Annotated in this window: 21 protein-coding genes; 15 read left to right on the top strand and 6 right to left on the bottom strand. The window is 71.2% G+C overall.

From position 1 onward, the window contains the following. Position 1 precedes the first annotated feature (1 nt). Positions 2 to 997, top strand: a complete 996-nt coding sequence (thiL, locus tag MJ607_RS08165) for a thiamine-phosphate kinase (protein ID WP_243075063.1) — start codon at positions 2 to 4, stop codon at positions 995 to 997. Between the two features lie 46 nt (positions 998 to 1,043). Continuing rightward, a complete protein-coding gene (locus MJ607_RS08160) occupies positions 1,044 to 2,423 on the top strand; it encodes a serine hydrolase (protein ID WP_243075062.1) in 1,380 nt (459 codons plus the stop codon). Here MJ607_RS08160 and rsmD read toward each other — a convergent pair. Then, the gene (rsmD, locus tag MJ607_RS08155) at positions 2,390 to 2,983 is read right to left on the bottom strand and encodes a 16S rRNA (guanine(966)-N(2))-methyltransferase RsmD (RefSeq protein ID WP_243075061.1); all 594 of its coding nucleotides are present in this window, start codon (positions 2,981 to 2,983) and stop codon (positions 2,390 to 2,392) included. The genes MJ607_RS08160 and rsmD overlap by 34 nt on opposite strands. Before the next feature lie 50 nt (positions 2,984 to 3,033). On the opposite strand from rsmD, the gene MJ607_RS08150 reads away from it, so the two are divergent. The 6 genes from MJ607_RS08150 (at position 3,034) to mutM (ending at position 8,231) form a co-directional block, all read left to right on the top strand. Next, positions 3,034 to 5,190: an ATP-dependent DNA helicase RecG gene (locus tag MJ607_RS08150; RefSeq protein WP_243075060.1), complete on the top strand. Its 2,157-nt coding sequence runs from the start codon at positions 3,034 to 3,036 to the stop codon at positions 5,188 to 5,190. Between the two features lie 42 nt (positions 5,191 to 5,232). Then, on the top strand, positions 5,233 to 5,727 hold the full coding sequence (gene coaD / locus MJ607_RS08145) for a pantetheine-phosphate adenylyltransferase (RefSeq protein WP_243075059.1): 495 nt from the start codon (positions 5,233 to 5,235) through the stop codon (positions 5,725 to 5,727). 75 nt (positions 5,728 to 5,802) lie between these two features. Next, positions 5,803 to 6,330: a DUF177 domain-containing protein gene (locus tag MJ607_RS08140; protein ID WP_374238040.1), complete on the top strand. Its 528-nt coding sequence runs from the start codon at positions 5,803 to 5,805 to the stop codon at positions 6,328 to 6,330. 42 nt (positions 6,331 to 6,372) lie between these two features. Further along, complete coding sequence (gene rpmF, locus MJ607_RS08135) at positions 6,373 to 6,582, top strand: 50S ribosomal protein L32 (RefSeq protein WP_243075058.1); 210 nt, start codon at positions 6,373 to 6,375, stop codon at positions 6,580 to 6,582. Between the two features lie 16 nt (positions 6,583 to 6,598). Further along, a complete protein-coding gene (gene rnc, locus MJ607_RS08130; protein WP_374238039.1) occupies positions 6,599 to 7,324 on the top strand; it encodes a ribonuclease III in 726 nt (241 codons plus the stop codon). Next, complete coding sequence (gene mutM, locus MJ607_RS08125; RefSeq protein ID WP_243075057.1) at positions 7,317 to 8,231, top strand: bifunctional DNA-formamidopyrimidine glycosylase/DNA-(apurinic or apyrimidinic site) lyase; 915 nt, start codon at positions 7,317 to 7,319, stop codon at positions 8,229 to 8,231. Before rnc ends, mutM begins: the two co-directional genes overlap by 8 nt. Positions 8,232 to 8,237: 6 nt before the next feature. On the opposite strand, the gene MJ607_RS08120 is transcribed toward mutM, so the two are convergent. From MJ607_RS08120 to MJ607_RS08110, 3 genes are all read right to left on the bottom strand, one after another. Then, the gene (locus MJ607_RS08120; RefSeq protein WP_243075056.1) at positions 8,238 to 10,574 is read right to left on the bottom strand and encodes a glycoside hydrolase family 5 protein; all 2,337 of its coding nucleotides are present in this window, start codon (positions 10,572 to 10,574) and stop codon (positions 8,238 to 8,240) included. A 147-nt stretch (positions 10,575 to 10,721) separates the two neighbouring features. Then, complete coding sequence (locus MJ607_RS08115) at positions 10,722 to 11,816, bottom strand: GNAT family N-acetyltransferase (protein ID WP_243075055.1); 1,095 nt, start codon at positions 11,814 to 11,816, stop codon at positions 10,722 to 10,724. Continuing rightward, positions 11,809 to 12,897 carry a GNAT family N-acetyltransferase gene (locus MJ607_RS08110; RefSeq protein WP_243075054.1) on the bottom strand — a complete coding sequence of 363 codons (1,089 nt, stop codon included), beginning with the start codon at positions 12,895 to 12,897 and terminating at the stop codon, positions 11,809 to 11,811. The genes MJ607_RS08115 and MJ607_RS08110 overlap by 8 nt, the downstream gene beginning before the upstream one ends. A 488-nt stretch (positions 12,898 to 13,385) precedes the next feature. Between MJ607_RS08110 and smc the strand changes: the two genes are divergently transcribed. The 6 genes from smc to MJ607_RS08080 all read left to right on the top strand — a co-directional run bounded on the left by smc (position 13,386) and on the right by MJ607_RS08080 (position 20,469). Then, a complete protein-coding gene (gene smc, locus MJ607_RS08105) occupies positions 13,386 to 16,901 on the top strand; it encodes a chromosome segregation protein SMC (protein WP_243075053.1) in 3,516 nt (1,171 codons plus the stop codon). Then, the gene (locus MJ607_RS08100) at positions 16,898 to 17,530 is read left to right on the top strand and encodes a hypothetical protein (protein ID WP_243075052.1); all 633 of its coding nucleotides are present in this window, start codon (positions 16,898 to 16,900) and stop codon (positions 17,528 to 17,530) included. Before smc ends, MJ607_RS08100 begins: the two co-directional genes overlap by 4 nt. 77 nt (positions 17,531 to 17,607) lie before the next feature. Beyond that, entirely contained in the window at positions 17,608 to 18,279 is a 672-nt protein-coding gene (locus tag MJ607_RS08095) for a hypothetical protein (protein WP_243075051.1), read from the top strand. After that, complete coding sequence (locus MJ607_RS08090) at positions 18,279 to 18,962, top strand: hypothetical protein (RefSeq protein ID WP_243075050.1); 684 nt, start codon at positions 18,279 to 18,281, stop codon at positions 18,960 to 18,962. The genes MJ607_RS08095 and MJ607_RS08090 overlap by 1 nt, the downstream gene beginning before the upstream one ends. Before the next feature lie 65 nt (positions 18,963 to 19,027). Next, the gene (ftsY, locus tag MJ607_RS08085; protein WP_243075049.1) at positions 19,028 to 19,900 is read left to right on the top strand and encodes a signal recognition particle-docking protein FtsY; all 873 of its coding nucleotides are present in this window, start codon (positions 19,028 to 19,030) and stop codon (positions 19,898 to 19,900) included. Between the two features lie 68 nt (positions 19,901 to 19,968). Then, positions 19,969 to 20,469: a DUF2004 domain-containing protein gene (locus MJ607_RS08080; protein WP_243075048.1), complete on the top strand. Its 501-nt coding sequence runs from the start codon at positions 19,969 to 19,971 to the stop codon at positions 20,467 to 20,469. A 24-nt stretch (positions 20,470 to 20,493) separates the two neighbouring features. Here MJ607_RS08080 and lipA read toward each other — a convergent pair whose 3' ends face one another. Next, positions 20,494 to 21,528 (bottom strand): lipoyl synthase, encoded by a 1,035-nt coding sequence (gene lipA, locus MJ607_RS08075; RefSeq protein ID WP_243075047.1) that lies wholly within the window; start codon positions 21,526 to 21,528, stop codon positions 20,494 to 20,496. Beyond that, on the bottom strand, positions 21,525 to 22,163 hold the full coding sequence (lipB, locus tag MJ607_RS08070; RefSeq protein ID WP_243075046.1) for a lipoyl(octanoyl) transferase LipB: 639 nt from the start codon (positions 22,161 to 22,163) through the stop codon (positions 21,525 to 21,527). Before lipB ends, lipA begins: the two co-directional genes overlap by 4 nt. 89 nt (positions 22,164 to 22,252) lie before the next feature. Here lipB and MJ607_RS20185 point away from each other — a divergent pair, with 89 nt between their 5' ends. Then, a complete protein-coding gene (locus MJ607_RS20185; protein ID WP_243075045.1) occupies positions 22,253 to 23,293 on the top strand; it encodes a TetR family transcriptional regulator in 1,041 nt (346 codons plus the stop codon). Positions 23,294 to 23,374 lie beyond the last annotated feature (81 nt).

Genomic DNA, 23,374 nt, shown 5'->3' with positions numbered 1-23,374 from the left:
GATGACCGCTCGCCCCTCCGACGCCGATCCCACCGTCGGGACGCTCTCCGAGGGCGCCGTCCTGCGGGCGATCCGCGCGCGGCTGGGCGCGTCCGTCGCGATCGTGGGCCCGGGGGACGACGCCGCGGTGGTCGCGGCGCCCGACGGGCGCGTCGTCGCGACGACCGACACCCTCGTGCACGGTCCCGACTTCCGGCTTGCGTGGTCGACGGCGTTCGACCTGGGGTGGAAGTCCGCCGCCGTCAACCTCGCCGACATCGCGGCGATGGGGGCGCGTCCGACTGCCCTCTTCGTGGCCCTCGCGATGCCCGACGACACCCGCCTCTCATTCGTCGAGGGGCTCGCCGAGGGGCTCGCCGCCGCGTGCGCCGCCCTCGCCCCGGGCTGCGCCGTCGAGGGCGGCGACCTCACCGTCTCCGACACTCTCACGGTCGCCGTCACGGCACTCGGATCGCTCGACGGTCGGGAGCCCGTGCTCCGCTCGGGCGCGCGCCCCGGCGACGTCGTCGCCGTCTCGGGAGACCTGGGCCGCTCCGCGCGCGGGCTCGCGATCCTGTTCGGGAGGTTCCGGGATGCCGCAGGCGCGCCGATCCCGGTGGATCCGGCGGCACTGAGCGCCGCCGAGGCCCAGGATCTCGCGGCGCAGCTGCGGCCCGCGCCGCCCATCGCGCTCGGCGCGATCGCCGCCCATGTGGGAGCGACGGCCCTCATGGACGTGTCGGACGGACTCGTGCTGGACGCGACGCGGATGGCCGAGGCATCCGGAGTCACGATCAGCCTCGACGGGGCGACCATCGGCCCCGAACCCGCGCTCAGCGGGGGAGAGGACCACGGGCTGCTCGCGACGTTCCCCGCGGACACGACGCTTCCACCGGGGTTCCGCGTCATCGGCCGCGTCGAGGCATCCGGAGCGGCGCCCGTCCTCGTGGACGGCGTCCCGCCTGCGGGTCGCGGCGGGTGGGACCCCTATCAGGACTGGGACGCCCGACGCGGCTGAGCCCTCTGACCGCGCGCCGTGCTGGCACGCCCGTAGGCTGGCGGCGATGACTCACCTGCTTCGCCGCTCCCGTCCCGAGGACCAGGGCCTGCCCTCCGCTGCGATCGCCCGCTTCGTGCATGCGCTCGATGCCATCCCGCACGTCCACACGATGACCGTCGTGCGCCACGGCCACGTCGTCGCCGAGTTCGCACGAGAGCCCTATGCGCGGGACGCCCCGCACGCCCTCTACTCCGTGAGCAAGAGCTTCACGTCGATCGCCGTGGGGCTCGCGATCGAGGAGGGACTGTTCAGTCTCGACGACCGCGTCGTCGAGTTGCTCGCCGACTTCGCGCCGGCCGATCCGTCCGCGCGGCTCGCCGCGCTCACCGTGCGTCACCTCCTCACGATGTCGACAGGGCACGACAGGGAGCCGTGGGCGGACGGCCGGGGCGACTGGAGCCGCGGCGTCCTCGCCGTCGACCTCGCGCATGATCCGGGTACGCGCTGGCTCTACAACACGCCCGCGACGCACCTCCTGTCGCAGATCGTGCAGACGCGCACGGGCGAGCGGCTCCTGGACTACTTGACGCCGCGGCTGTTCGACCCGCTCGGCTTCGCCGCTCCGACCTGGCTGCAGAGCCCCGCCGGTGTGGACGCCGGGGGGTGGGGACTCTCGCTCCGCGCAGAGGAGCTCGCCGTGTTCGGTCAGCTGCTGCTCCAGCGCGGTCGCTGGCACGACCGACAACTCGTACCGGCTGACTGGATCGATCAGGCGACCAGCCGTCACATCGCCAACGGCAACCCGTCCGCCGCGTCCGACTGGAGTCAGGGCTACGGGTTCCAGTTCTGGATGTGTCGGCACGGCGCGTACCGCGCCGACGGGGCGTTCGGCCAGTTCGTCGTTGTCCTGCCTGCGCAGGACGCTGTCGTCACCATGACGAGTGGAACGTCCGACATGGCCGCCGCTCTGGACGCCGTATGGAACACTCTGCTGCCGGCCTTCGACACCGTCGAGGATGCCGCGGCGATTCCCGCGCCGCGCCCCATCGCGCCCAGCGGCGGCGAGGCGCGCGACACGGAGGCGTCCTTCGCCTACAAGGGACCGATCCGTCGCCTCGGCCTCGCTCGAGGCGTGCTCGATCTCAACGGCGTCGCGCTGCCGTTCGCGCCCGACGCGTGGGTCGTGGAGTCGGCGGAGCCTCTGCTGCGGCGCCTGAAGGTGTTCGGCGCGCGGGTCGCGGTGTCCGGTGGCTGGCGCGGCCCGGTGTTCATCGCGCAGGTTCGCGCGCTCGAGGATGTCGTGACCTTCCGTCTCGAGCTCGGCACCACCGGGCACCTGACGATCACGCGCGATGTCGGATTCGAGGGCGCCGACGTGTGGGACGGCGATCCCGTGGCGCCGCCGCCGAATCAGTCCGATTCGGCCTCGGGCTCCACCTCGTAAGTCGCCGGGCTCGACCACCACAGCGTCGTATCCCCGTAGCGCTTCGATCGACCCGCGACGAGTCCAGCCGGGAGCACGGGCTGGGGGGAGCGGCCCGCGCGTTCGACGATCACGACAGCTTCGGGCGCGAGGCACGGCACGAGGAGTTCCAGCACGGCGGCGAGGTCGGTCTCCGAGACGTCGTACGGCGGATCGAGGAAGACGATGTCGAACGGGCCCCGCCGAGCGCCCAGATACGCCGTGACTGCGGTCCGGTGCACGTCGATGCGGGCATCCCGTCCCACAGACTTCGCGACCCGCGCCGCGTTGCGCTGGACGACGGATGCCGCGCGCGGCGCCTTCTCGACGAGATCGGCGCTCGCGGCGCCTCGGCTGACGGCCTCGAGCCCGAGCGCCCCCGATCCGGCGTAGAGGTCGAGGACCGCCGCGCCTCGGAGGGCGTCGGCGGACTCGAGAGCGCCGAAGAGCGACTCCCGCACCCGATCGCTCGTCGGACGCGTACCCGCGTCCGGGACCTCCAGCGTGATGGACCCTGCCCGACCCCCGATGATGCGCGTCACGCGTCCACACTACAAACCGCCGCGTCCGAGGCCGTGTCTAGAGTGGACGCATGCCCGGCTTCGCTCTCGAGTCACGCCTCGACGGCGCTGTAGGGGGAAAGACCGCGTCGGCGCTCGAACGCGCGTTCGGCATGAAGACCGTCGGCGACCTGCTCGCGCACTATCCGCGCCGGTACGCGCGACGCGGAGAGCTCACGCTGATCTCGTCGCTCCCCGTCGGGGAGCCCGTCACGATCGTGGCCGAAGTGCGGCGCGCGAGCGAGCGGCGCATGCAGAACCGCAAGGGGTCGCTGCTCGAAGTCGTCATCAGCGACGGGCAGGGCGATCTGTCGCTGACGTTCTTCAACCAGTCGTGGCGCATCAAGGATCTGCAGCCCGGTCGCCGCGGCATCTTCGCAGGCAAGGTCGGCGAGTACCGCGGGGCGAAGCAGCTCGCGCACCCCGACTACGAGCTCTTCGAAGACGAGGACACGGCGCGCATGAACGCGCAGGCGTACTCGAACCTGCCGATCCCGATCTACCCCGCGACGAGCACCGTCGCGAGCTGGCAGTTCAAGAAGATCGCAGATCTCGTGCTCGACGGGCTCGGTCCGCTCGACGATCCGCTTCCCGACGCGCTGCGCGCCGAGCACGGCCTGCTCGATGCCCGCACGGCCGTCGAGCGCATCCACCGTCCCGACTTCGACGACCAGATCGAGCAGGCGCGCGAGACGCTGCGCTGGCACGAGGCGTTCGTCCTGCAGGCGGCGCTCCTTCAGCAGCGACAGTTCGTGCGCGCCCTCTCGGCGACCACGCGTTCCCCGGGGGCTCTGCTCGCGCGGTTCGACGAGGCCCTGCCGTTCGCGCGCACGCCCGACCAGATCTCCGTCGGCGACCGGATCGAGCTCGATCTGCAGGGCGACTGGCCCATGAACCGCCTCGTCCAGGGTGAAGTCGGCTCGGGCAAGACGCTCGTCGCACTGCGGGCGATGCTGCAGGTCGCCGAGAGCGGCGGCCAGTCCGCCCTCATCGCGCCGACCGAAGTGCTCGCGGCGCAGCACCTGCGGTCGATCGCGCGCATGCTGGGCCCGCAGCTCGCGCCCGAGCTCATGCCGACGCTGCTCACGGGGCAGCTGACGGCGGCCGAGCGGCGCAAGGCGGCGCTGCGGGTCGCCTCGGGCCAGGCGCGCATCGTCGTGGGCACCCACGCCCTCCTGAGCGCCTCGACGACGTTCGCCGACCTCGGCCTCGTCGTCGTCGACGAGCAGCACCGGTTCGGCGTCGAGCAGCGCGAGGCCCTCCGCGCGAAGGGATCCTCGCCGCACGCGCTCGTCCTCACGGCGACCCCGATCCCGCGGACTGTCGCGATGACGGTGTTCGGCGATCTGGACGTCTCGACGATCCGCACGATGCCGGCGGGGCGGGCGGGCATCCAGACCTTCGTCGCGCCGCTCGCCGAGAAGCCCGGCTGGTTCGGCCGCGTGTGGGATCGCATCGCCGAGGAGGTCGCGCAGGGCAGGCAGGCGTTCGTCGTGTGCGCCGCGATCGACGCCGAGACGCTGACGAAGGACGACACCGCCGACGAGCCCGTCGAGGGGGATGCCGCGACGCGCACGCGGTGGGGTGTCGTGCAGATCGCCGAGCTGCTGGCCCGTCAGCCCGCCTTCGCCGACATCCGGGTCGAGATCCTGCACGGCCGCATGCCGTCGGACGAGAAGGATGCCGTCATGCAGGCGTTCGCGCGCGGCGACATCGACGTCCTGGTCGCGACGACCGTCGTCGAGGTCGGCGTCGACGTGCCCAACGCCTCGACGATGGCGATCATCGAGGCCGATCGCTTCGGCGTGTCCCAGCTGCACCAGCTGCGCGGGCGCGTCGGCCGTGGCGGCATCCCGGGTCTGTGTCTGCTCGTCACCGAGGCGCCGGCGGGCACCCCCGCGCGCGAGCGCGCCGAGGCCGTCGCGGCGACGCTCGACGGCTTCGCCCTCGCCGAGGTCGACCTCGAGCTGCGCGGCGAGGGCGACGTCCTGGGCGACGCGCAGTCCGGCGTGCGCTCGTCGCTGCGCCTGCTGCGCGTCGTGAAGGACGCCGACCTCATCGCCGAGGCGAGGGATGCCGCCGAGCAGGTCCTCGAGGACGACCCCGCGCTCGCCCGCCATAGGGGGCTCGCGGCGGCGATCGAGCGGCGCGTCGGCGTCGAAGAGCGCGCGGCGCTCGCGAAGACCTGATTCAGGGCTGGGTCATAGTCGGCCGCCGTTAGGCTGAGCGGCATGAGCAGCAGGATCGCCGTCGTCCCTGGATCATTCGACCCGCCGACCCTCGGGCACCTCGATGTCATCCGGAGGGCCGCGAAGCTCTACGACCGCCTTCACGTGCTCGTCGTCCACAACCCGGGCAAGGAGGCGATGCTGCCCATCGCCCAGCGGCTCGCCCTCCTCGAGCAGTCGATCGCGGAAGGCGATGTCGAGGGCGATGTCGTCGTCGCGTCCTGGAGTGTCGGGCTGCTCGTGGACTACGCGACCGACGTGGGAGCGGGAGTGCTCGTGAAGGGCATCCGGTCGCAGGTCGACGTCGCATACGAGACGCCGATGGCCATCGTGAACCGGCATCTCGCGCACGTCGAGACCGTGTTCCTGCTGCCCGACCCCGCGCACGCCCTCGTGTCGAGCTCGCTCGTGCGGCAGGTCGCGGCGCTCGGCGGCGATGTGTCGCCCTTCGTCCCGCCCGCCGTCGCCCGCTTCCTCGGTACGCCCGCCGCCATCTGACGAAGCCCTCCGACGCGACCCGCACCGGCGCGCACGCGGCGGGTGCACAGGCTCCCGCGGGTAGCATGGACGACCGTGAGGAATCGCCACGCCGGACCGTTCGACATCCCCGTCCGCGACATCGTCCACCGCTCGGGGGAGATGCGCGAGCACTCCTTCGCGCTGCCCGCGCCCGCCAAATGGGGCGAGGGCCTCGTCGCGATCGCCGAGGGCGAGCCCGTCGCACTCGAGGTGCGGCTCGAATCGGTCCACGAGGGCATCCTCGTCACGGGCGAGGTCGACACGCGGTACACGGGAATGTGCGGGCGGTGCCTGCGCGACGTGGCCGAGCCGCTCGAAGTCGAGTTTCAGGAGCTTTTCGCGTATCCTGGAGAGGAAGCAGCTGACTTCGAGGTTCAAGACGACCACGTGGATCTTGAAACTCTGGTCAGAGATGCGATTGTCCTGTCGCTTCCGTTTCAGCCGGTGTGTCAGCCGGATTGCCCCGGCCTCGATCCGGTCACGGGCGAGAGGCTGACCGCGAGCACCGGGTCAGAGCAGCGCGAGCCCCTCGATCCACGCTGGGCGGCGCTCCAGGACTACACCCCAGACCACGACGACTGAAGCAACGCGCCTCGTCGCCCGGAACACAGAAGAGAGCATGCCATGGCAGGTAACCCCCCGAAGCGGAAGGTCTCCCGCTCCAACACCCGTTCGCGCCGCGCCCAGTGGAAGGCAGCGCCCATCACGCTGACCACCACGATCGAGAACGGCAAGGTCGTCTACAGCCGTCCGCACCAGGCGAAGGTCGTCACCGACTCGCAGGGCACCGAGCTGTTCCTCGAGTACAAGGGCCGCAAGGTCGCCGACGTCTGATCGCCGGTACGGCGACGTGACGGACGTCACTTTCGGGCGCACTGCCGAGGGGCCGGTCGAGCCGGCCCCCCGCACTGCCCTCGTCGAGGAGCTCGGCGTCGACATCGACGCCGGGCTTCTTTCGCTCGCCCTGACGCATCGCTCGTTCGCGTACGAGCACGGGCAGATCCCGCACAACGAGCGCCTCGAGTTCCTCGGCGACTCCGTGCTGGGGCAGGCCGTGACGGTGCGCCTGTACACGGAGCATCCCGACCTCGATGAGGGCTCGCTCGCGAAGCGTCGCGCCGCCGTCGTGTCGACCGTGGCGCTCGCAGACGTCGCGCGCCGCATCGGCCTCGGCGAGCACGTGCTCCTGGGGCGCGGCGAGCAGCTCACGGGCGGCCGCGACAAGGACTCGATCCTCGCCGACACGCTCGAGGCGATCATCGGCGCGACGTACATCTCTCTGGGGGCGGATGCCGCGACGGCCCTCGTGCTGCGCCTCATCGAGCCGCTGTTCGCCGACCAAGACAGATACGGCGCCGCGATGGACCCCAAGACGAGCCTGCAGGAGCTCGCCGCGCGCCGGCAGTCTCCCGCGCCCGTCTACACCGTCACCTCGACAGGACCCGACCACGATCGCCGCTTCACCGCGACCGTGACGGTGGGCGATGTCAGCGCCGAAGGCGCGGGCACGAGCAAGAAGCACGCGGAAGCCGCGGCGGCCCTCGCGGCGTGGCGCGGACTCAGCGGGCGTGCCTGAGCTTCCCGAAGTCGAGGTCGTCCGGGCAGGGCTCGAACCGGCCGTGTCGCACGCGATGATCGTCGCGGTCACGGTGCACGACGAACGCGCCCTCACCCGACACGAGGGCGGCGGGGCGGACTTCGAGGCGACCCTGACGGGGCGCGTCGTCGAGGGAGCCGCCCGCCGCGGCAAGTTCCTGTGGCTTCCGCTCGCGCCTCGGGGCGACGGCGCCGACGAGGCGGTCGTGGGTCACCTCGGCATGAGCGGCCAGCTGCTCGTCCGCGCACCCGGCGCCCCCGCCGAGCGCCACGAGCGCGTGCGGCTCGATCTGCAGCATCCCGATCACGGTGAGCTCTCGGTCGTCTTCGCGGATCAGCGGACCTTCGGCTCGCTCGCCGTCGACCGGCTGGTTCCGACACGGGATGCCGCTCCCGGCGGCCGCGGAACCGCGGCGCCGACCGTCCCCAGCCAGGTCGCGCACATCGCGCGCGACCCGCTCGACCCCGCCTTCTCCGACCGGGAGTTCCGCGCGGTCCTCGCGCGCAAGGACTCCGAGATCAAGCGCGTCCTGCTCGATCAGACGGTCGCGAGCGGCATCGGCAACATCTACGCCGACGAGGCGCTGTGGGCATCCCGCATCCATCCGCAGGCGATCGCCCGCACGCTCTCGAGCCGCGCAACGGGGCGCCTGCTCGCCGAAGTGCGCGCCGTCCTCGAGAAGGCCCTCGCCGAGGGCGGCACGAGCTTCGACGCGCAGTACGTCAACGTCAACGGGCAGGCCGGCTACTTCGAGCACTCCCTCAACGCGTACGGCCGGACGGGGCAGCCGTGCGCCCGCTGCGGCCGACCCATCGTCCGCGTCTCGTTCATGAACCGCTCGAGCCACTTCTGCCCGCACTGCCAGAAGGCGCCGCGGCCGCGCTGAGTGCGGCTACCCCTCCGTCGAGAGCGAGTAGTCGCCTTCTGCGCAGCCGGTCACGAGCCACCCGCCCGCAACCTGTGCGGTCTTGAGCGCGGTGACCCCCGACGAGTCGATCTCCGGCGCGGCAGAACCCGGCACCCACACTTCGAGACCGCATCCCTCGTCCTCGGTCGTGCCGGCGAGCTCGACCCGCGCACCGTCCGCCTTCAGCGACGTCAGCGCGCCCGGCGCCGATCGCGGGTATGCGCGGCTGAGGATCGCGAGCAGGTCGTCGCGCGGAGCGGCGGCGCTGCCGGTCGCGCACTCTTCGCGCTGGAGCGCGTCGCTGATATCGGTGGAGAAGCCCTGCGGGTCGCCGCACGCCTGCTTCCAGACCCAGTAGGCGCTGCCGAGGATGTGCGCATCCTCCGCGGCGGCGTAGCGGGTGAGGCGGGCCACGCGGTCGGCGTCGTCGCCCCAGTAGCCGTACTCGCCCGACCACAGCGGCATGCCGTAGGCGTCGGCGGCGCGGGAGGCGAGCTCGAACTGGCCCTCGATGCCGACGATGGGCGGCAGGCCCAGGGAGCGATCCATCGTGATCGACTCGGCATACAGATGGGGGGAGTATACGAGGTTGTCGTCATCGGTGAAGCCCGGCGTCGGCCCGCTGTCGAAGCCCAGCCCCGACCAGAAGATGCTCGGCTCGATGAAGACGATCTGCGGAGCATCCGCTGCGCGGATCGCGTCGATCGCACGGCCGTAGAAGCGCCCCAGCAGGTGCGACGTCGTCACGGGCGCCGTCTCGCCGAAGCCGGGCTCGTTCAGCAGGTCGTAGCCGGCGACGGTCGGCTCGTCGCTGAAGACGGCGGCGAGCTTCCCCCACGTGTCGACGAGTGCGCTCTGCACGCCGTCGGTGTCGAAGTAGAAGTTCTGGAAGGCGCGGTCGCCGGCGGGCGAGATGTCGCGGCCTGTGAAGGAGCAGCGCGGAGCGCCGTCGGTCAGCGTCGCCCATGCGGGCGCGCCGTCATAGCCCCACATCGGGTCGGTGCCGGGCCGGCACACCGTGCCGGCTGTCGTGTTGCCCGCCCACCAGCCGTCCTGGTGCATGTCGAGCACGATGTAGATGTCGTGCTTCTTCGCCCAGCCGACGGCATCCTGGATCTTCTCGAGATACGCCTCATCGATCGTGCCGGGTTCGGGCTCGAGCGCGGACCACGACAGTCCCAGGCGCACGACGTTGAATCCCTGCTCGGCGATGCCGGCGAAGTCGTCTTCCGTCAGCGGGCGCGTGGCCGGAAGGTTGGCAGCGGGCTGGAAGAAGTCGACGAGCTGATTGACGTTGACGCCCCGCAGGAGCACCTGATCGCCCTCGCCGTCGGTGATGATCCCGCCGTCGGCGCGCAGGTATCCGGCGGGCGGGGCGGGCTGCGCGGCGCCGGACGATGCGGCGGCCGTCGACGACGGCAGGATGACGGCCGCCGCGGTCGCCGCCACGACGACGAGCGCGGCGGCGAGCCGAAGCGCCTGGGCTGCGCGCGGGGAGGTCGCACGGTCCGCGACCACCGCGGTCACCCCGACGATCCATCCGAGGCAGGCTCCGAAGGATGCGCCGTCGGCGACGGCCACGTAGGCGTTCATGAGGGGCCAGAGCTCGCCCGTCGCGCCGCGGTCGAAGGCAAATCCGACGATCGCCTGCACGAGGCCGAGCCCCGCGCCGGCCGCGACGGCGGCGAGCCAGCCGCCGAGGATGCCGCGCACGCGCGGTCGCATCCACCGCAGGCAGAGAACCGTCGCTCCGGCGAGGACGAGCATGCCCAGGATCATCGAGATCGGGTCGCGGTGGGACGCCGGCGCCGGAACTCCCGGGGCGTACGCGACGCTCGTCCACCACAGTCCCGAGAGCAGCGGCGCGAGACCGGCGAACACGATCGCAGGAATCCACACCGCTCCGCGCGCGTGTCGCTCACGCACGGAACGCCCGCCGAGCAGTCGCGTCGCCGCCGCGACGATGAGTGCCGCCGGAACCGCCTTGGCCGTGACGTACCCGGCAGCCCACGCCGAGACTCCGAGGTTCCACGTCATGACGAAGCACGCGGCGGCTTGCGCGAGGAGCACCGCCAGCACGATGCCCGGCACCAGAGTCCAGAACCGGTCGCCCGCCCGCACGGCGACCCATGCCACGACCCCGAGCAGGACGGGGACGAACACGACGTAAGCGGCGAACGGCCAGATGCCCGCCTCGAGCGAGGGCACGGCGCCCGACCAGCCCACGAGCGCCAGCAGTCCCGTCGGGTCGAGGATCGCCTGCGCGATGACGAGGATCGCCGTCGCGGACACGGCGACGAGGGCGCGGCGGACAGGCTTCATGGCACTCCGTCGTGACAAGAGGGTGTTTCGGGCCTGCACAGCATCCGCGATCCGGAACCCGATGTCAAACCGAGTGGCACTCGGTGCCGAGCGCTGAGGAGCGGATGCCGCTCCCCGCGCGAGCGGCGGGGAGCGGCATCCGTCTTCTCAATCCAGGATCTTCTTCCAGGCGCCCGCGTACGACACGGGCGTGAAGCCCAGCGCGACGTTGATCGCGAGCATGTGCTCGTTCTCTTCGGCGTTGAACGTCGTGATCCGCGGCGACTCCGGCACGAGCTCGCGCCAGCGCAGGAGGTTCACGCACTTCACGATCGTGCCGAGGGCATGACCGCGGTGCTCCGCGAGCACGAGAGTGCCCCACTGCGAGCTCGCCGCCGTGTGATCGGCCTGGATCGTGAGTTCGTTGTACGCCGCGATCGTGCCGGTCGGGACGTGCTCGACGCAGGCGATCGACACCGTGAGCCCCTCCGCCTGAAGGCGCGCGTCGCGACGGCGGACTCGCTCGGCATCCCATTTCTGCTCGTCGACGACGAGTCCGCCCTGCGGGACGTCGGTCGACATGCGCGACATCGCGTAGGCGAGACCCTCCTGATACGGCTCGGGCGTCGGCGACGTCCACGCGATGGGCCGGTAGTCGGCGCCGGCCTTCGCGAGCGCCGTCTCGAGCATCCGCTCGACGGTGTCGAACGATCCCTGCAGATCGAAGGCGCTCGTGCGCTCCACCTGCTCGAGCGTGTAGCCGTTCTCGAGCTGGAATACCGTCTGCCGGTCCTCGGCCGGGACCGAACCGAACCCCGTCGACGGCACGAGCGGCGGACCGCTCGCCTCGGCGCGGTGGAGCGTGAAGATCTGGATCGTGCCGCGGCCGATGGCGCGCGCCTCGTCCTCCACGGCCTGCAGGAGGGCCTCCTCGGCACCCTCGCCCCAGCGGTCAGGGTCGACCCAGAGCTCGAACTCGGCAGTCTCGGCGTCCTCCTCCTTCGGATAGACGAGCTTCGCGAAGCCGAGGATCACCCCGTCACGCTCGGCGGCGAAGCCCGCATGCCCCCAGTCGCTCTCGTCGTGCCACCACGCGAGCTCCCCGTGGGCCTCATAGTCGAGGTCCGAGTGTCCCGCGTCCCGCCGGCAGGCGGCGTTCGCGATCCGGATGAAGTCGAGGAACGCTCCCGCGTCGGGGGCGTCCAGGCTCTCCGGGATGGTCAGGCGGCTCACGGTGAGGTGCGGCAGTGCGATGTCAGTCATCGAGGACCTTCTTCCAGGCGCCTTCGTAGGCGATCGGCGCGAAGCCGATCGCCTCGTTGATGTCGAGCATGGGGCGGTTCTCCTCCGCGTTGTAGGTGATGATGCGGGGCGAGTCGGGCGCGATGCCGCGCCAGGACAGCAGGCCCTCGCACTTCACGAGAGTCCCGAGCTTGTGGCCGCGGTGCTCCTTGAGCACGAGGGTGTCCTCCTGGTGCGATGCTGCAGTGCGGTCCTCGCCGATGACGAGCTCGTTGAAGGCGCACAGCACGCCGCTCTCGATGTGCTGCGCGGCGGTCACGAGCAGGTGGCGTCCCGCGTCCGTGTACGAGGCGTCGTGGATCGCCAGACGTGCCGCGTCCCACACCTCCTCGTCGAACTCGAGCCCGGCGGAGGGTGCGTCGGTCGACATGCGCGACTTCATCCACGCATAGCCCTCGACGTATTCGGCCGGCGTCGGCAGGGTCCACTGCAGGACGCGGTAGCCTTCGGCGGCACGGCGCGCCTCGTCGAGCAGACGCTCGACCTCGTCGAACGTTCCCTGCAGGTCGAAGGCGCTGCTGCGCACGACCTGCTCGAGCGCGTAGCCGTTCGCGCGATAGAAGCGCGCGGGGCGGTCGTCCGGCAGCGCACCGAAGCCCGTGGGCGGCACGATGACGCGCTCTCCGTCGGCGTCGTGCTGAGCCCAGGACTGCAGCACCGACCTGCCGTGCTTCCGCGCCGTCTCCTCGACGAGCGCATAGGCGGCGGTGCCGATGCCCTGACCCTGGGCGCTCTCGATCAGCTCGACGAGCCAGTAGGCGGCCTTCGAGCCCTCTTCGAACGGGATGTCGACGCCGATGCGTCCGACGGTGACGCCGTCCTGCACGACGAGCCAGAGGAGCCGGAGCTCGTACTCGTCGGGCCGGTAGACGGGGATCATCTCGGCCGCCGTCATCGAGTGGTCGTCGTGACCGGCGACCTCGCGATAGATGCGGTTGCGCACGTCGACCATCGCGATGAAGTCGGGTGCGTCTGCGGATTCCAGGTTCGCCGGGATCGTGAGCGGTCGGAACTCGATCCCGGTGAGTGTCGTGGTGTTCATTTCTGCTCTCTTGTCAGAGGCGAGTGAGGGGGTTCGGAATTCGAACGGATGCCGTCATGCGACGGCGGCGGGGGATGATGCCCGCACGGCCTGCGCGAAGGGATGCCCGGGAGGGGCGGCGGTCCGGCACGGATGCCCGGACGGCTCCTGCCTGCGGGCAGAGTCCTCCTACGCGCGGATCAGCGGACCGCGTGGGAGAGTGCGCAGAAGGAGCGGGTCGCCGGGACGGAGACGATGCGCGGGAACGCGAGCGCTGTGGGCTGCGTGCGGGTCTTCGTCATCATGGCGACCTCCTCTCGACTTCAGATGCGATCAGTGACGCTAGCGCAGGCGGAGTGGCGGCGTCAAGGGATCGGCGGGATCGTCCATGGTCGAGATCGTGGGATCCAGCGCCGCCGCGGGCGTGTGAGTCCGCCCCGGCCCGCCGCCGGAGCTTAGGATGTCCCGTCCGCTACCGTGGACGGGACATCCATCTCGGAGGCGCGCTCATGCACTTGAAGAGCGTCACGCTCAAAGGGTTCAAGTCGTTCGCGCAGCCGACGACGTTCGCGCTCGAACCCGGCGTGACCTGCATCGTCGGACCCAACGGCTCCGGCAAGTCGAACGTCGTCGACGCCCTCGCCTGGGTCATGGGTGAGCAGGGCGCCAAGACGCTCCGCGGCGGCAAGATGGAAGACGTCATCTTCGCCGGCACGGCGACGCGCGGGCCCCTCGGCCGCGCCGAGGTGCAGCTCACGATCGACAACTCCGACGGCGCTCTGCCGATCGAGTACTCCGAAGTGAGCATCAGCCGCACGCTGTTCCGCAACGGCGCGAGCGAGTACGCGATCAACGGCGAGTCCTGCCGCCTCCTCGACGTGCAGGAGCTCCTGAGCGACAGCGGCCTCGGCCGTGAGATGCACGTCATCGTCGGCCAGGGCCGACTCGACAGCGTTCTGCAGGCCTCTCCCGAAGACCGGCGCGGGTTCATCGAAGAGGCCGCCGGCATCCTGAAGCATCGCCGCCGCAAAGAGAAGACGCTCCGCAAGCTCGAGGCGATGGAGGCGAACCTCATGCGCCTGAGCGACCTCGCCGGCGAGCTCCGGCGGCAGCTCAAGCCCCTCGGCCGGCAGGCCGAGATCGCGCGCGAGGCCGCGACGATCGCCGCCGTCGTGCGCGACGCCAAGGCGCGACTCTACGCAGACGAGCTCGTGGGGCTGCGCACCGAGCTCGCGAACCACACGCGCAGCGAGCAGGAGCGCCAGGCGCAGCGCGTCGTGCTGCAGGACGACCTCGACGCCCACCGGCGGCGCATCGAGCAGCTCGAGTCCGACCAGCGGTCCGAAGCCGTCGATCGCGCCCGCAGCGTCGCCTTCGGGCTCGAGCGCGTCCAGGAGCGCATCCGCGGCCTCTACACGCTCGCGGGGCAGCGCCTCGCGCTCCTCGAAGACAACGACCAGGACGAATCGGCGGGGCGCACGACGGTCTCGCAGGCGATGATCGACGAGGTCCGCGACGAGATCGACGAGATCGCGGCGGGCCAGGGCGATGCGCAGGATGCCGCAGCCGAGGCGGCGCGCGAGGTCATGCGCGCACGTGCCGAGCTCGATGCGCTCGACGCCGACATCGCAGCGCAGAGCGCGCTCGTATCGAAGCACGACATGCGGATCACGGCTCTGCGGGGCACCGCGGAGGCCGCGGCATCCGCTCTCTCCGCCGTCCGTACCGCCGTCGAGCGTCAGCAGCGCGCCCTCGATGCCGCCCTGCAGCGCCGCGCCGAGGCGGAGCACACGCTCGCCGGGATCGATCCCGACCTCGTGCCCGAGGAGTCCTCGGCCGAGCACTCGGCGGCGTATGAGCGTGCGCAGCGCGAGGCGACCGAGGCGGAGTCCGCCGTCGGCGGCATCCGTGAACGCCTGCACGCCGCGGAGCGCGAAGTCGAGTCGCTCACGGCGCAGACTCGCGCCCTCGCGCGCGCCCTCGACGTCCGCAACGCCGCCGCCGACATCGTCGCGCGCGGCGGCCAAGGCGTCCGCGGGCTCATCGGCGATGCCATCAAGGTCACGCCCGGCCACGAAGCCGCCATCGCCGCCGTCCTCGGCCCGCTCGCGGAGGGCGTGCTCGTCAGCTCGCACGACGACGCGTTCGCCGTCGCGGAGATCGCGCGGGACGGCGACCTCGGTGTCGTCGACATCGCGATCGGCGACGCGGGTGACGCGCAGCCCGCGATGCCCGCCCTCGAGGGGACCGTCGCGGCGAAGGACGTCGTCACGGCGCCCGAGGGCATCCTCGCGCTGCTCGGCCGCGTCGTGATCGTCGAGGACCTCGCCGCGGCAGGCGCGGTGCGCCGCGCCGCCGCGCAGGCGGGGGCGACGATCGTGACGCGCGCGGGCGAGATCGTGACGGCGCAGACCGTGCGCGCCGGGTCGGGGCAGAGCCGCTCGCGTCTCGAACTCGCGGCGGAGCGGGATGCCGCCGCCGAACGTCTCGCCGAGATCGTCGTCGTCGCCGACTCGCTGCGCGAAGCGCTCGCCGAGCGCGTGCAGGGCTTCGAGACGGCGCGCCGGCACACCAGGACGGCGCTCGAGACACTGCGCGCGCACGACGCCGCGGCGGCCGCGCATGCCGAGCAGGTCAATCGCGCGACAGTCCGGCACGAAGCGGCGATCGCGGAATGCGACCGGCTCGCGGCGGGCGTCGCGCAGGCGCAGGCCGCCGTCGCCGACGCGGAGGGCTCGGCGCGCGTCGCGGAGGACCAGCTCACCGTCGCGCTCGAAGCGCCGCGGCCGATCCTCGACGCCTCGGCTCGCGAGGGACTGCTCGCGTCGCTCGAGGTCGCGCGGGAATCCGAGATGCGCACGCGCCTCGACGTCGAGACGCTCCGCGAGCGCGTCCGGGCGGGCGAAGCGCGCGTCGTGCAGCTCGAGAAGCAGCGCGAACGCGAGCGTGAGGCGGCCGCGGAAGCCGCGCGCCGCGCCGTCATCCGCCGTGCGCAGAGGGAGATCGCGGCCGAGGTCGCGGGGCAGGTGCCGGCGCTGCTCGACTCCGTCGACCGCTCGGTGGCGCAGGCGCGCTTCGAGCTCGCGACGGCCGAGTCGGCGCGCACGGCCCTGACGCAGGAGCTCGCCGGCCTCCGCGCGCAGGAGTCGGCCGTCCGCGAGCGGCTCGCGGGGCTGACCGAGAGCGTCCACGGCCTCGAGCTGCAGATCCACGAGAAGCGCCTCCACGTCACGAGCCTGCTCGAGCGGGTCGGCTCCGAGCTGGGACTCGGCGAAGAGGTCCTGGTCGCCGAGTACGGTCCCGCGCAGCCGATCCCCGTCGAAGGCGGCGAGGACGAGGCATCCGGATCCTCCGTCCCCTTCGACCGTGCGCAGCAGCGCAAGCGTCTGCAGGATGCCGAGCGCAAGCTGTCGCAGCTCGGACGGGTCAATCCGCTCGCGCTCGAGGAGTTCTCGGCGCTCGAGCAGCGGCACAAGTTCCTCACCGAGCAGCTCGCCGATCTGACCCAGACCCGCAAGGATCTGCTGACGATCATCGAGGAGCTCGACGAGCGGATGCAGACGATCTTCCTCGCGGCGTTCGAAGACACCAAGGTCGCGTTCGGCGAGGTCTTCCCCGTGCTGTTCCCGGGCGGAACGGGGAGCATCTCGCTCACCGACCCCGAGAACCCCTTGACCACGGGCATCGAGGTCGCGGTGCGGCCCGTCGGGAAGAAGATCGAGCGGCTCTCGCTGCTGTCGGGTGGCGAGCGCTCGCTCGCTGCCGTCGCACTGCTGACCGCGATCTTCAAGGCCAGGCCGAGCCCGTTCTACATCCTCGACGAAGTCGAGGCAGCGCTCGACGACGCCAACCTCGGGCGTCTCCTCGGGGTCTTCGAGCAGCTCCGCGAGTCGAGCCAGCTCATCGTCATCACGCACCAGAAGCGCACGATGGAGATCGCCGACGCGCTCTACGGCGTCTCGATGCGCCAGGACGGCGTCTCGGCGGTCGTGGGCCAGCGCGTGGGGGAGCGCGTCGCGTCGTGAGGCAGGCTGCGCTCGCGGGAATGGTCGCCGCCTTCCTCGTGCTCGTGACGGGCTGCACCGCGGGCCCGGTGGCCTCCGGTGCCGGGTCGTCCCCGAGCCCGACGTCGGATGCGACGCCCACCGTCCAGATCACGCTCGACGACGGCGATCTGCTCGACCCGTCGCAAGAGGCCGCATGGGCGGACCCGCTCGCGGGTCAGGTGGGCTACACCGTCCTCACGACGGATGAGGGCGACGGCTCCTGGTCGTACACCGCCGAGGACACCGGCTGCACGATCGGCTACTGGCACGGACCTCTCGCCGAGACGGATGCCGCGTCCGGCGACTCGGCAGCTTCCGATGCGCTGCTCGCCGCTCAGTTCGGGGCGACCCCTGAGGAGCTGGGCGCGTACGCCGACCAGAACGCCGGCCCCTTCCGCACCCCGTCTGAGCTCGTCGAGACACGCGCGGTCGCAGGCGCAGACGCAGACGCGGGCACGACGTACCTCATCGCGGCACGCGCCTTCACGGCGCTCGGCACGGGCTTCGTCGCGACCCTCGAATGCCCTGCTGACAAGAACGTCGCGGTGGAATGGGCCAAGCTCGGCATGGTGCAGCACGCGTTCGACCTCGTCTTCGCTGCGGGCTGATCAGCGACGCCATATCGCCGCGAGATGCGCGGGTCTATGATCCGGCCATGTATCACTCCGCGCAAAGGCGCGTGGGCGTGATTGCCCTCGCCACCGCATTTCTCCTGCTCACCGGCTGCGCCGCATCGTCGGGCAGTCGAGCGTCCGAGCCCACCGGGTCGCCGGATCCGCCCGACGCCACCGAGGAGCCGGCCGCGGAAGTCGTCGAACCAGCGATCCCCCTCGAGCTCACCTTCGAGGAAGGAGACGCCCTGGAACCCGGGTCGATCGCGGCCGAATGGACCGATCCCTTCGCGAACAATCCGGACTTCTCCCTCCTCTCGCCCGACGAGGGGAACGGCTCGTGGTCGTACACGGACGACACCAACGGATGCACGGTCGGCTTCTATCAGGGGACGCTGACGGATTTCGCCCCTGAACCCACCGACGAGGCATCGACGATCTCGGCCATCGCGGCGATCGCGGCGGCGAAGGACGATCAGATCACTGCGGAGATCGTCGAGACCTATGGCGACGACTTCCCGGTCGAGCAGACGCAGGAGGGTGGTGAGGTGTCGCTCTGGGGCCTCGGCGCCGACCTGACGGATGGGTCGAGCTGGGTGGACTCGGCGCGCTTCTTCAACGCCATCGGATCGATCCAATACGTCACGATCCAGTGCCCCGCGGGCGTGAGCGCGTACGACGAACACGACCGGGTGGTCGGGCCGGTGGGGCTCCGCATGCACGTGACCGAAGCCGCGGGGGAGTGATGCGTTCGCCGACGTTCCGATCGTCGGTTCTGCTCGCCGCCGCCGTCGTACTGGTTCTCGCGGGATGCTCGCAGGGAACCGGCCAGGCAGAACCGACCTCTCAGAGCGGCAGCGCCGCGGGGTCGGAGCCTTCACCGACACTGATTGCCGCGGAGCAGAGTGACGCCGACGACCGCGACGTCCCGTTCGATGCGGCGGCCGACAGCCCGCGCATCGTCTCCGCCGAGTGGGGCCACTCGCTCGCCGACGCTGAGGGTTTCTCGTCGGAGCCGGGGAGGTTCGGCGCTCGCGGCAGCTATCGCGACGAAGCCAGCCAGTGCGTGACGGAGTTCATCGAGGTGCTCCCCGAGCTCTCTGCGGACGACGATCCTCGGAAAGCGTCCGACGACGGCGTTCGCTGGCTGTCGGACCAGCTGGAACCGGGGTCGGGCGAGGGACTCGACGCCTACATCGGCGACAGCTTCGTCGATCGGGACGGAGGCGGCGAGGTGGCGATCCGGCTGGCCGTGGCCGCCTGGGAGGATGGGTCCAACGCGATCCTGGGAGCGCGGGCATTCCCTGCGATCGACGTCGCGGTGCTCTTCCTCCTCACATGCCCGGCGACCGCGAACAGCAGGGACGAGATCCAGACGCTGGCTGCCGCCCACCATCTCAGCCTCGTCGTCGGCGAGCGTCAGGACTGAGCTCGCAGGCCGGACGAGCCCGTCGGATGGCCGTCGCAGTGCGACATCCCTCCTAGGCTGGGAGCATGGCAGACAGCCCCTGGTCCCTTGTGCGCGCCCTCCGCACGATGTTCGCCGCGCCGGAGATCACCGAGGTGACGTGGCTGGACCTCGAGACGGCGCTGCTCACGGCGGACTTCGGTCCTGCCACGACGGAGCGGATCATCGACGACCTGCGCGAGAAGGTCGACCGGTATCGCACGACCGATCCCAAGGATCTGCACCGCATGCTCAAGGAGAGCCTCGAGGAGCACTTCTCGAAGTTCGACACGACCCTCAAGCTCACCGAGCGCCCCGCCGTCGTGCTCGTCGTGGGCGTGAACGGAGTCGGCAAGACGACGACGATCGGCAAGTTCGCGAAGTTCCTGCAGCGCTACGGCCGCTCGGTGGTCGTCGGAGCGGCCGACACGTTCCGCGCGGCCGCCGTCGACCAGCTCGCTACGTGGGCGGAGCGCGCGGGAGCCGCGATCGTCCGGCCGCAGCAGGAGGGCCAGGATCCGGCATCCGTCGCCTTCCAGACGATCGACTACGCCAAGCGCACGGGCACCGAGATCGTGATCGTCGACACGGCGGGCAGGCTGCACACGAAGGAGGGCCTCATGGACGAGCTCTCCAAGATCCGGCGCGTCGTCGAGAAGCAGGCCCCCATCAGCGAGGTGCTGCTCGTGCTCGACGCGACGACGGGGCAGAACGGCGTCATGCAGGCGCAGGCGTTCCTCGAGCACGCGGGGGTCACGGGGCTCGTCATCACGAAGCTCGACGGATCGGCCAAGGGCGGGTTCGTCCTGGCCGTGCAGGAGCGCACCGGAATCCCCGTCAAACTGCTGGGTCAGGGCGAGGGGATCGGCGACCTCACGGGCTTCACACCGCACGTCTTCGCCGCCTCGCTGGTGGAGTGACGCGCGAGTCACCGACATCCCGGCGCTTCGGGCTACCGCCGAGGGCGCAGTGCTGGTTTCATGGGGATATGGCGATCGAACACGACTTCTTCGGGCTCCTGGAGTCCGGACCGGACGGCTCGATCTTCTGGTCGGAATCGGTGGAGCTGGGCGACCAGACGGTCACGGTCGATCTCACGGCACCCGACCAGGACGACGTGTCGGAGGCGGCCCTCGATGTCGCCGCGGGCCTCGTGTCGTCGCTCGAGGCGATCGACATCAATGCGCGCAACGCCATGGTGACCGAGCTCGACGACCGCACGAGCGAAGTGACGGAGTACATCCTCCAGCAGCAGGAGTCGCTCGGCGAAGAGCTGGAAGAGCTCCTCGTGGACGTGTCGGGCGACACCCACATCGACATCATCCGGTCGCTGCAGCTCATGAGCATGACGATCCTCGCCGACGAGCACGGCGGCGCCGACCCGTTCGCGGTGCTCGAGTACGCGCTCGACCCCGACGCGACCGACGACGTGCTGCTGGTCAATCTCGGTTCGGACGGCGACATCCTGTCGGTCACGAGCGCCGACTGACCCACCTCGCCCTGGCGGTGCGGCTCACACCGCCTGCGAGAACTGCAGCCCCTCCTGCGCGATGTCCTGCGCGAGGTGGGCGAGATGCGGCGGGATGTCGCGGCCCTTCGAGATCATCGACTGCGCCCACAGCCGCCCCGCGCGGTACGACGAGCGCACGAGCGGCCCTGCGAGCACTCCGAGGAAGCCGATGCGCTCGGCCTCGGCCTTGAACTCGACGAACTCGTCGGGCTTGACCCAGCGCGCGACGGGCAGGTGACGCGGGGTCGGACGCAGGTACTGCGTGATCGTGATGATGTCGGTGCCCGCGTCGTGCAGGTCCTGCAGCGCCTGGACGACTTCCTCGGGCTCCTCGCCCATCCCGAGGATGAGGTTCGACTTCGTGATGAGGCCCGCGTCGCGCGCCTGCGTCAGCACGCCGAGCGACCGTTCGTAGCGGAAGGCGGGGCGGATGCGCTTGAAGATGCGCGGCACCGTCTCGACGTTGTGCGCGAAGACCTCGGGGCGCGCGTCGAAGACCTCGGCGAGCAGTGCGGGCTCGCCGTTGAAGTCGGTCGCGAGCAGCTCCACGCCCGTTCCCGGGTTCTCGGCGTGGATGCGCCGCACGGTCTCGGCGTTGAGCCACGCTCCGCCGTCGGGCAGGTCGTCGCGCGCGACGCACGTCACTGTCGCGTAGCGCAGCTGCATCCGCACGACGCTCTCGGCCACGCGGCGAGGCTCGTCGGTGTCGTAGTCGGCGGGCTTGCCCGTGTCGATCTGGCAGAAGTCGCAGCGGCGCGTGCACTGCGAGCCGCCGATGAGGAACGTCGCCTCCCGGTCCTCCCAGCACTCGTAGATGTTGGGGCAGCCGGCCTCCTGGCACACCGTGTGCAGCCCCTCGCCCTTCACGAGCGTCTGCAGGGCCTGATACTCCGGTCCCATCCGGGCCTTCGTCTTGATCCACTCCGGCTTGCGCTCGATCGGCGTCTCGGCGTTGCGGATCTCGAGACGCAGCAGCTTGCGACCCTCAGGAGCCGAGGCGGGACCGGATGCCGCGGCGGGCGTGCCACAGGCGCTCATGCCGCGACCTCCGCGTACTCGGCCTGGAAGCGCGCGACGACGGAGTCGACGACGTCGATGGGGCGGATGTCGGCGCCGACGAGCTCGCTGAGGGTCGTGACGCCGGCATCCTCGATGCCGCACGGGACGATGCCCCGGAAGCCCGCGAGCGTGTTGTCGCAGTTGAGGGCGAAGCCGTGCATCGTCACGCCGCGCTGGACGCGGACGCCGATCGCGGCGACCTTGTCTTCCGACAGCGGCCGGCGCACCCATACTCCGCTGCGTCCCTCGACGCGGTAGCCCTCGACGCCGTACCCGGCGAGCACGTCGATGAGCGCGCCCTCGAGGCGCCGCACGTGGGCGACGACGTCGATCGGCTCGCGCAGCCGCAGGATCGGGTAGCCGACGAGCTGACCCGGTCCGTGCCACGTGATCTTCCCGCCGCGGTCGACGTCGACGACGGGAGTGCCGTCGGTCGGCCGCTCGTGACGGGCCGTCCGCGCGCCGGCCGTGTAGACCGGCTCGTGCTCGAGCAGGATCAGCGTGTCGGACCGCTCGCCCGCGACGACCTCGGCATGGATGCTGCGCTGCAGCGCCCAGCCGTCGTGGTACGGGACGAAGTCGGGGGAGAACCCGGGAGTGACGATGTCGAGCACAGTGCTCCTTCGCTCGTGGCGAGTTGTTGGATTGCGTCCAACAATACGCCCCACGCCGGTTCCGAGGGCTCGCTCAATAGGCTGGGCGGGTGAGTCGCGAGCAGAGGACCGGGAGGCCCCGCGCGTCCTCGCGCGAGACGCTCGCCGAGGCCGCGTGCGAGCTCTTCCTCGAGCAGGGCTTCGAGCAGACCTCGATCGCCGACATCGCCTCGCGCGCCGGCGTGAGCCGCTCGAGCTTCTTCAACTACTTCGCGTCGAAGTCGGACGTGCTCTGGGCGGCGCTCGACGAGCGCATCGCGGTGCTCGAGGAGCACCTCGGTGAGCAGGACGGCCGAGGCCCCACGCCCCCTTCAGACGCCGCTGGCGCGTCGTCCGGAGCCTCCGGGCGCGTGGGCCCGGCCGCACCCGCCGTGGATGCCGCGCTCGCGGCGCTCGGCGACGACTTCGCACCCGACAGCCTCGCACTCGCCCTCGTCAACACGACGGCGATGGGCCTCGACGATGAACTCGAGCGGGAGGCATCCGTCCGCCGCTCGAGGATCGCGGCCGCCGTCTCGGCGCGCCTTCGCGCGGACGGCGCGGACGGCATCGCGGCCGATGTCGCGGGCGCCGCGCACGGTGGTGCCGTGCTCGCCGCGATCGACGCGTGGGCGCGCGCCGGCGCGGGTCGCGCACCGCTGGCCCGCTCGCTCCACACCGCGCTCGAGGCCGCACGGCCGACGCTGCCGACCGCCGTCCGGCAGCTGCGCGTCGTCGCCCGCGTCGAGGACTTCGACGAGGCGCTCGCGTTCTACCGCGACGCCCTCGGGCTCGTCGAACGCGAGTCGTACCAGGGGGAGGGCGATGCGCGCGTCGTGATCCTCGCGGCGGGGGAGGCGACCCTCGAGCTCTCCAACGCGGGACAGGTCGCCCTCATCGACCGTGTCGAGACCGACGGCGACGCGCCGAGCGACCCCGTGCGCATCGCGTTCGAAGTGCGCGACTCGGCCGCGGCGACCGACCGGCTGGTCGCGGGTGGTGCGGGGCTCGAGGCATCCGCTCGTCCGACACCCTGGCGCTCCCTCAACTCGCGCCTGCGCGCGCCGGGGGGAATGCAGGTCACTCTCTTCCAGGAGCTGGGACCCGAATAGCCCGCCCCCCGGTCGCTGGCTGAGGGACGGCGCGGGGGTCTGCGGCTCACGGCGGGCTCCCGCATCCGCTCCCGTAGAATC

The sequence above is a fragment of the Microbacterium sp. SS28 genome (assembly GCF_022761035.1).
In the GTDB taxonomy this organism is placed as follows: Bacteria; Actinomycetota; Actinomycetes; order Actinomycetales; family Microbacteriaceae; genus Microbacterium.
This window is presented reverse-complemented; position numbering and strand designations above follow the sequence as displayed.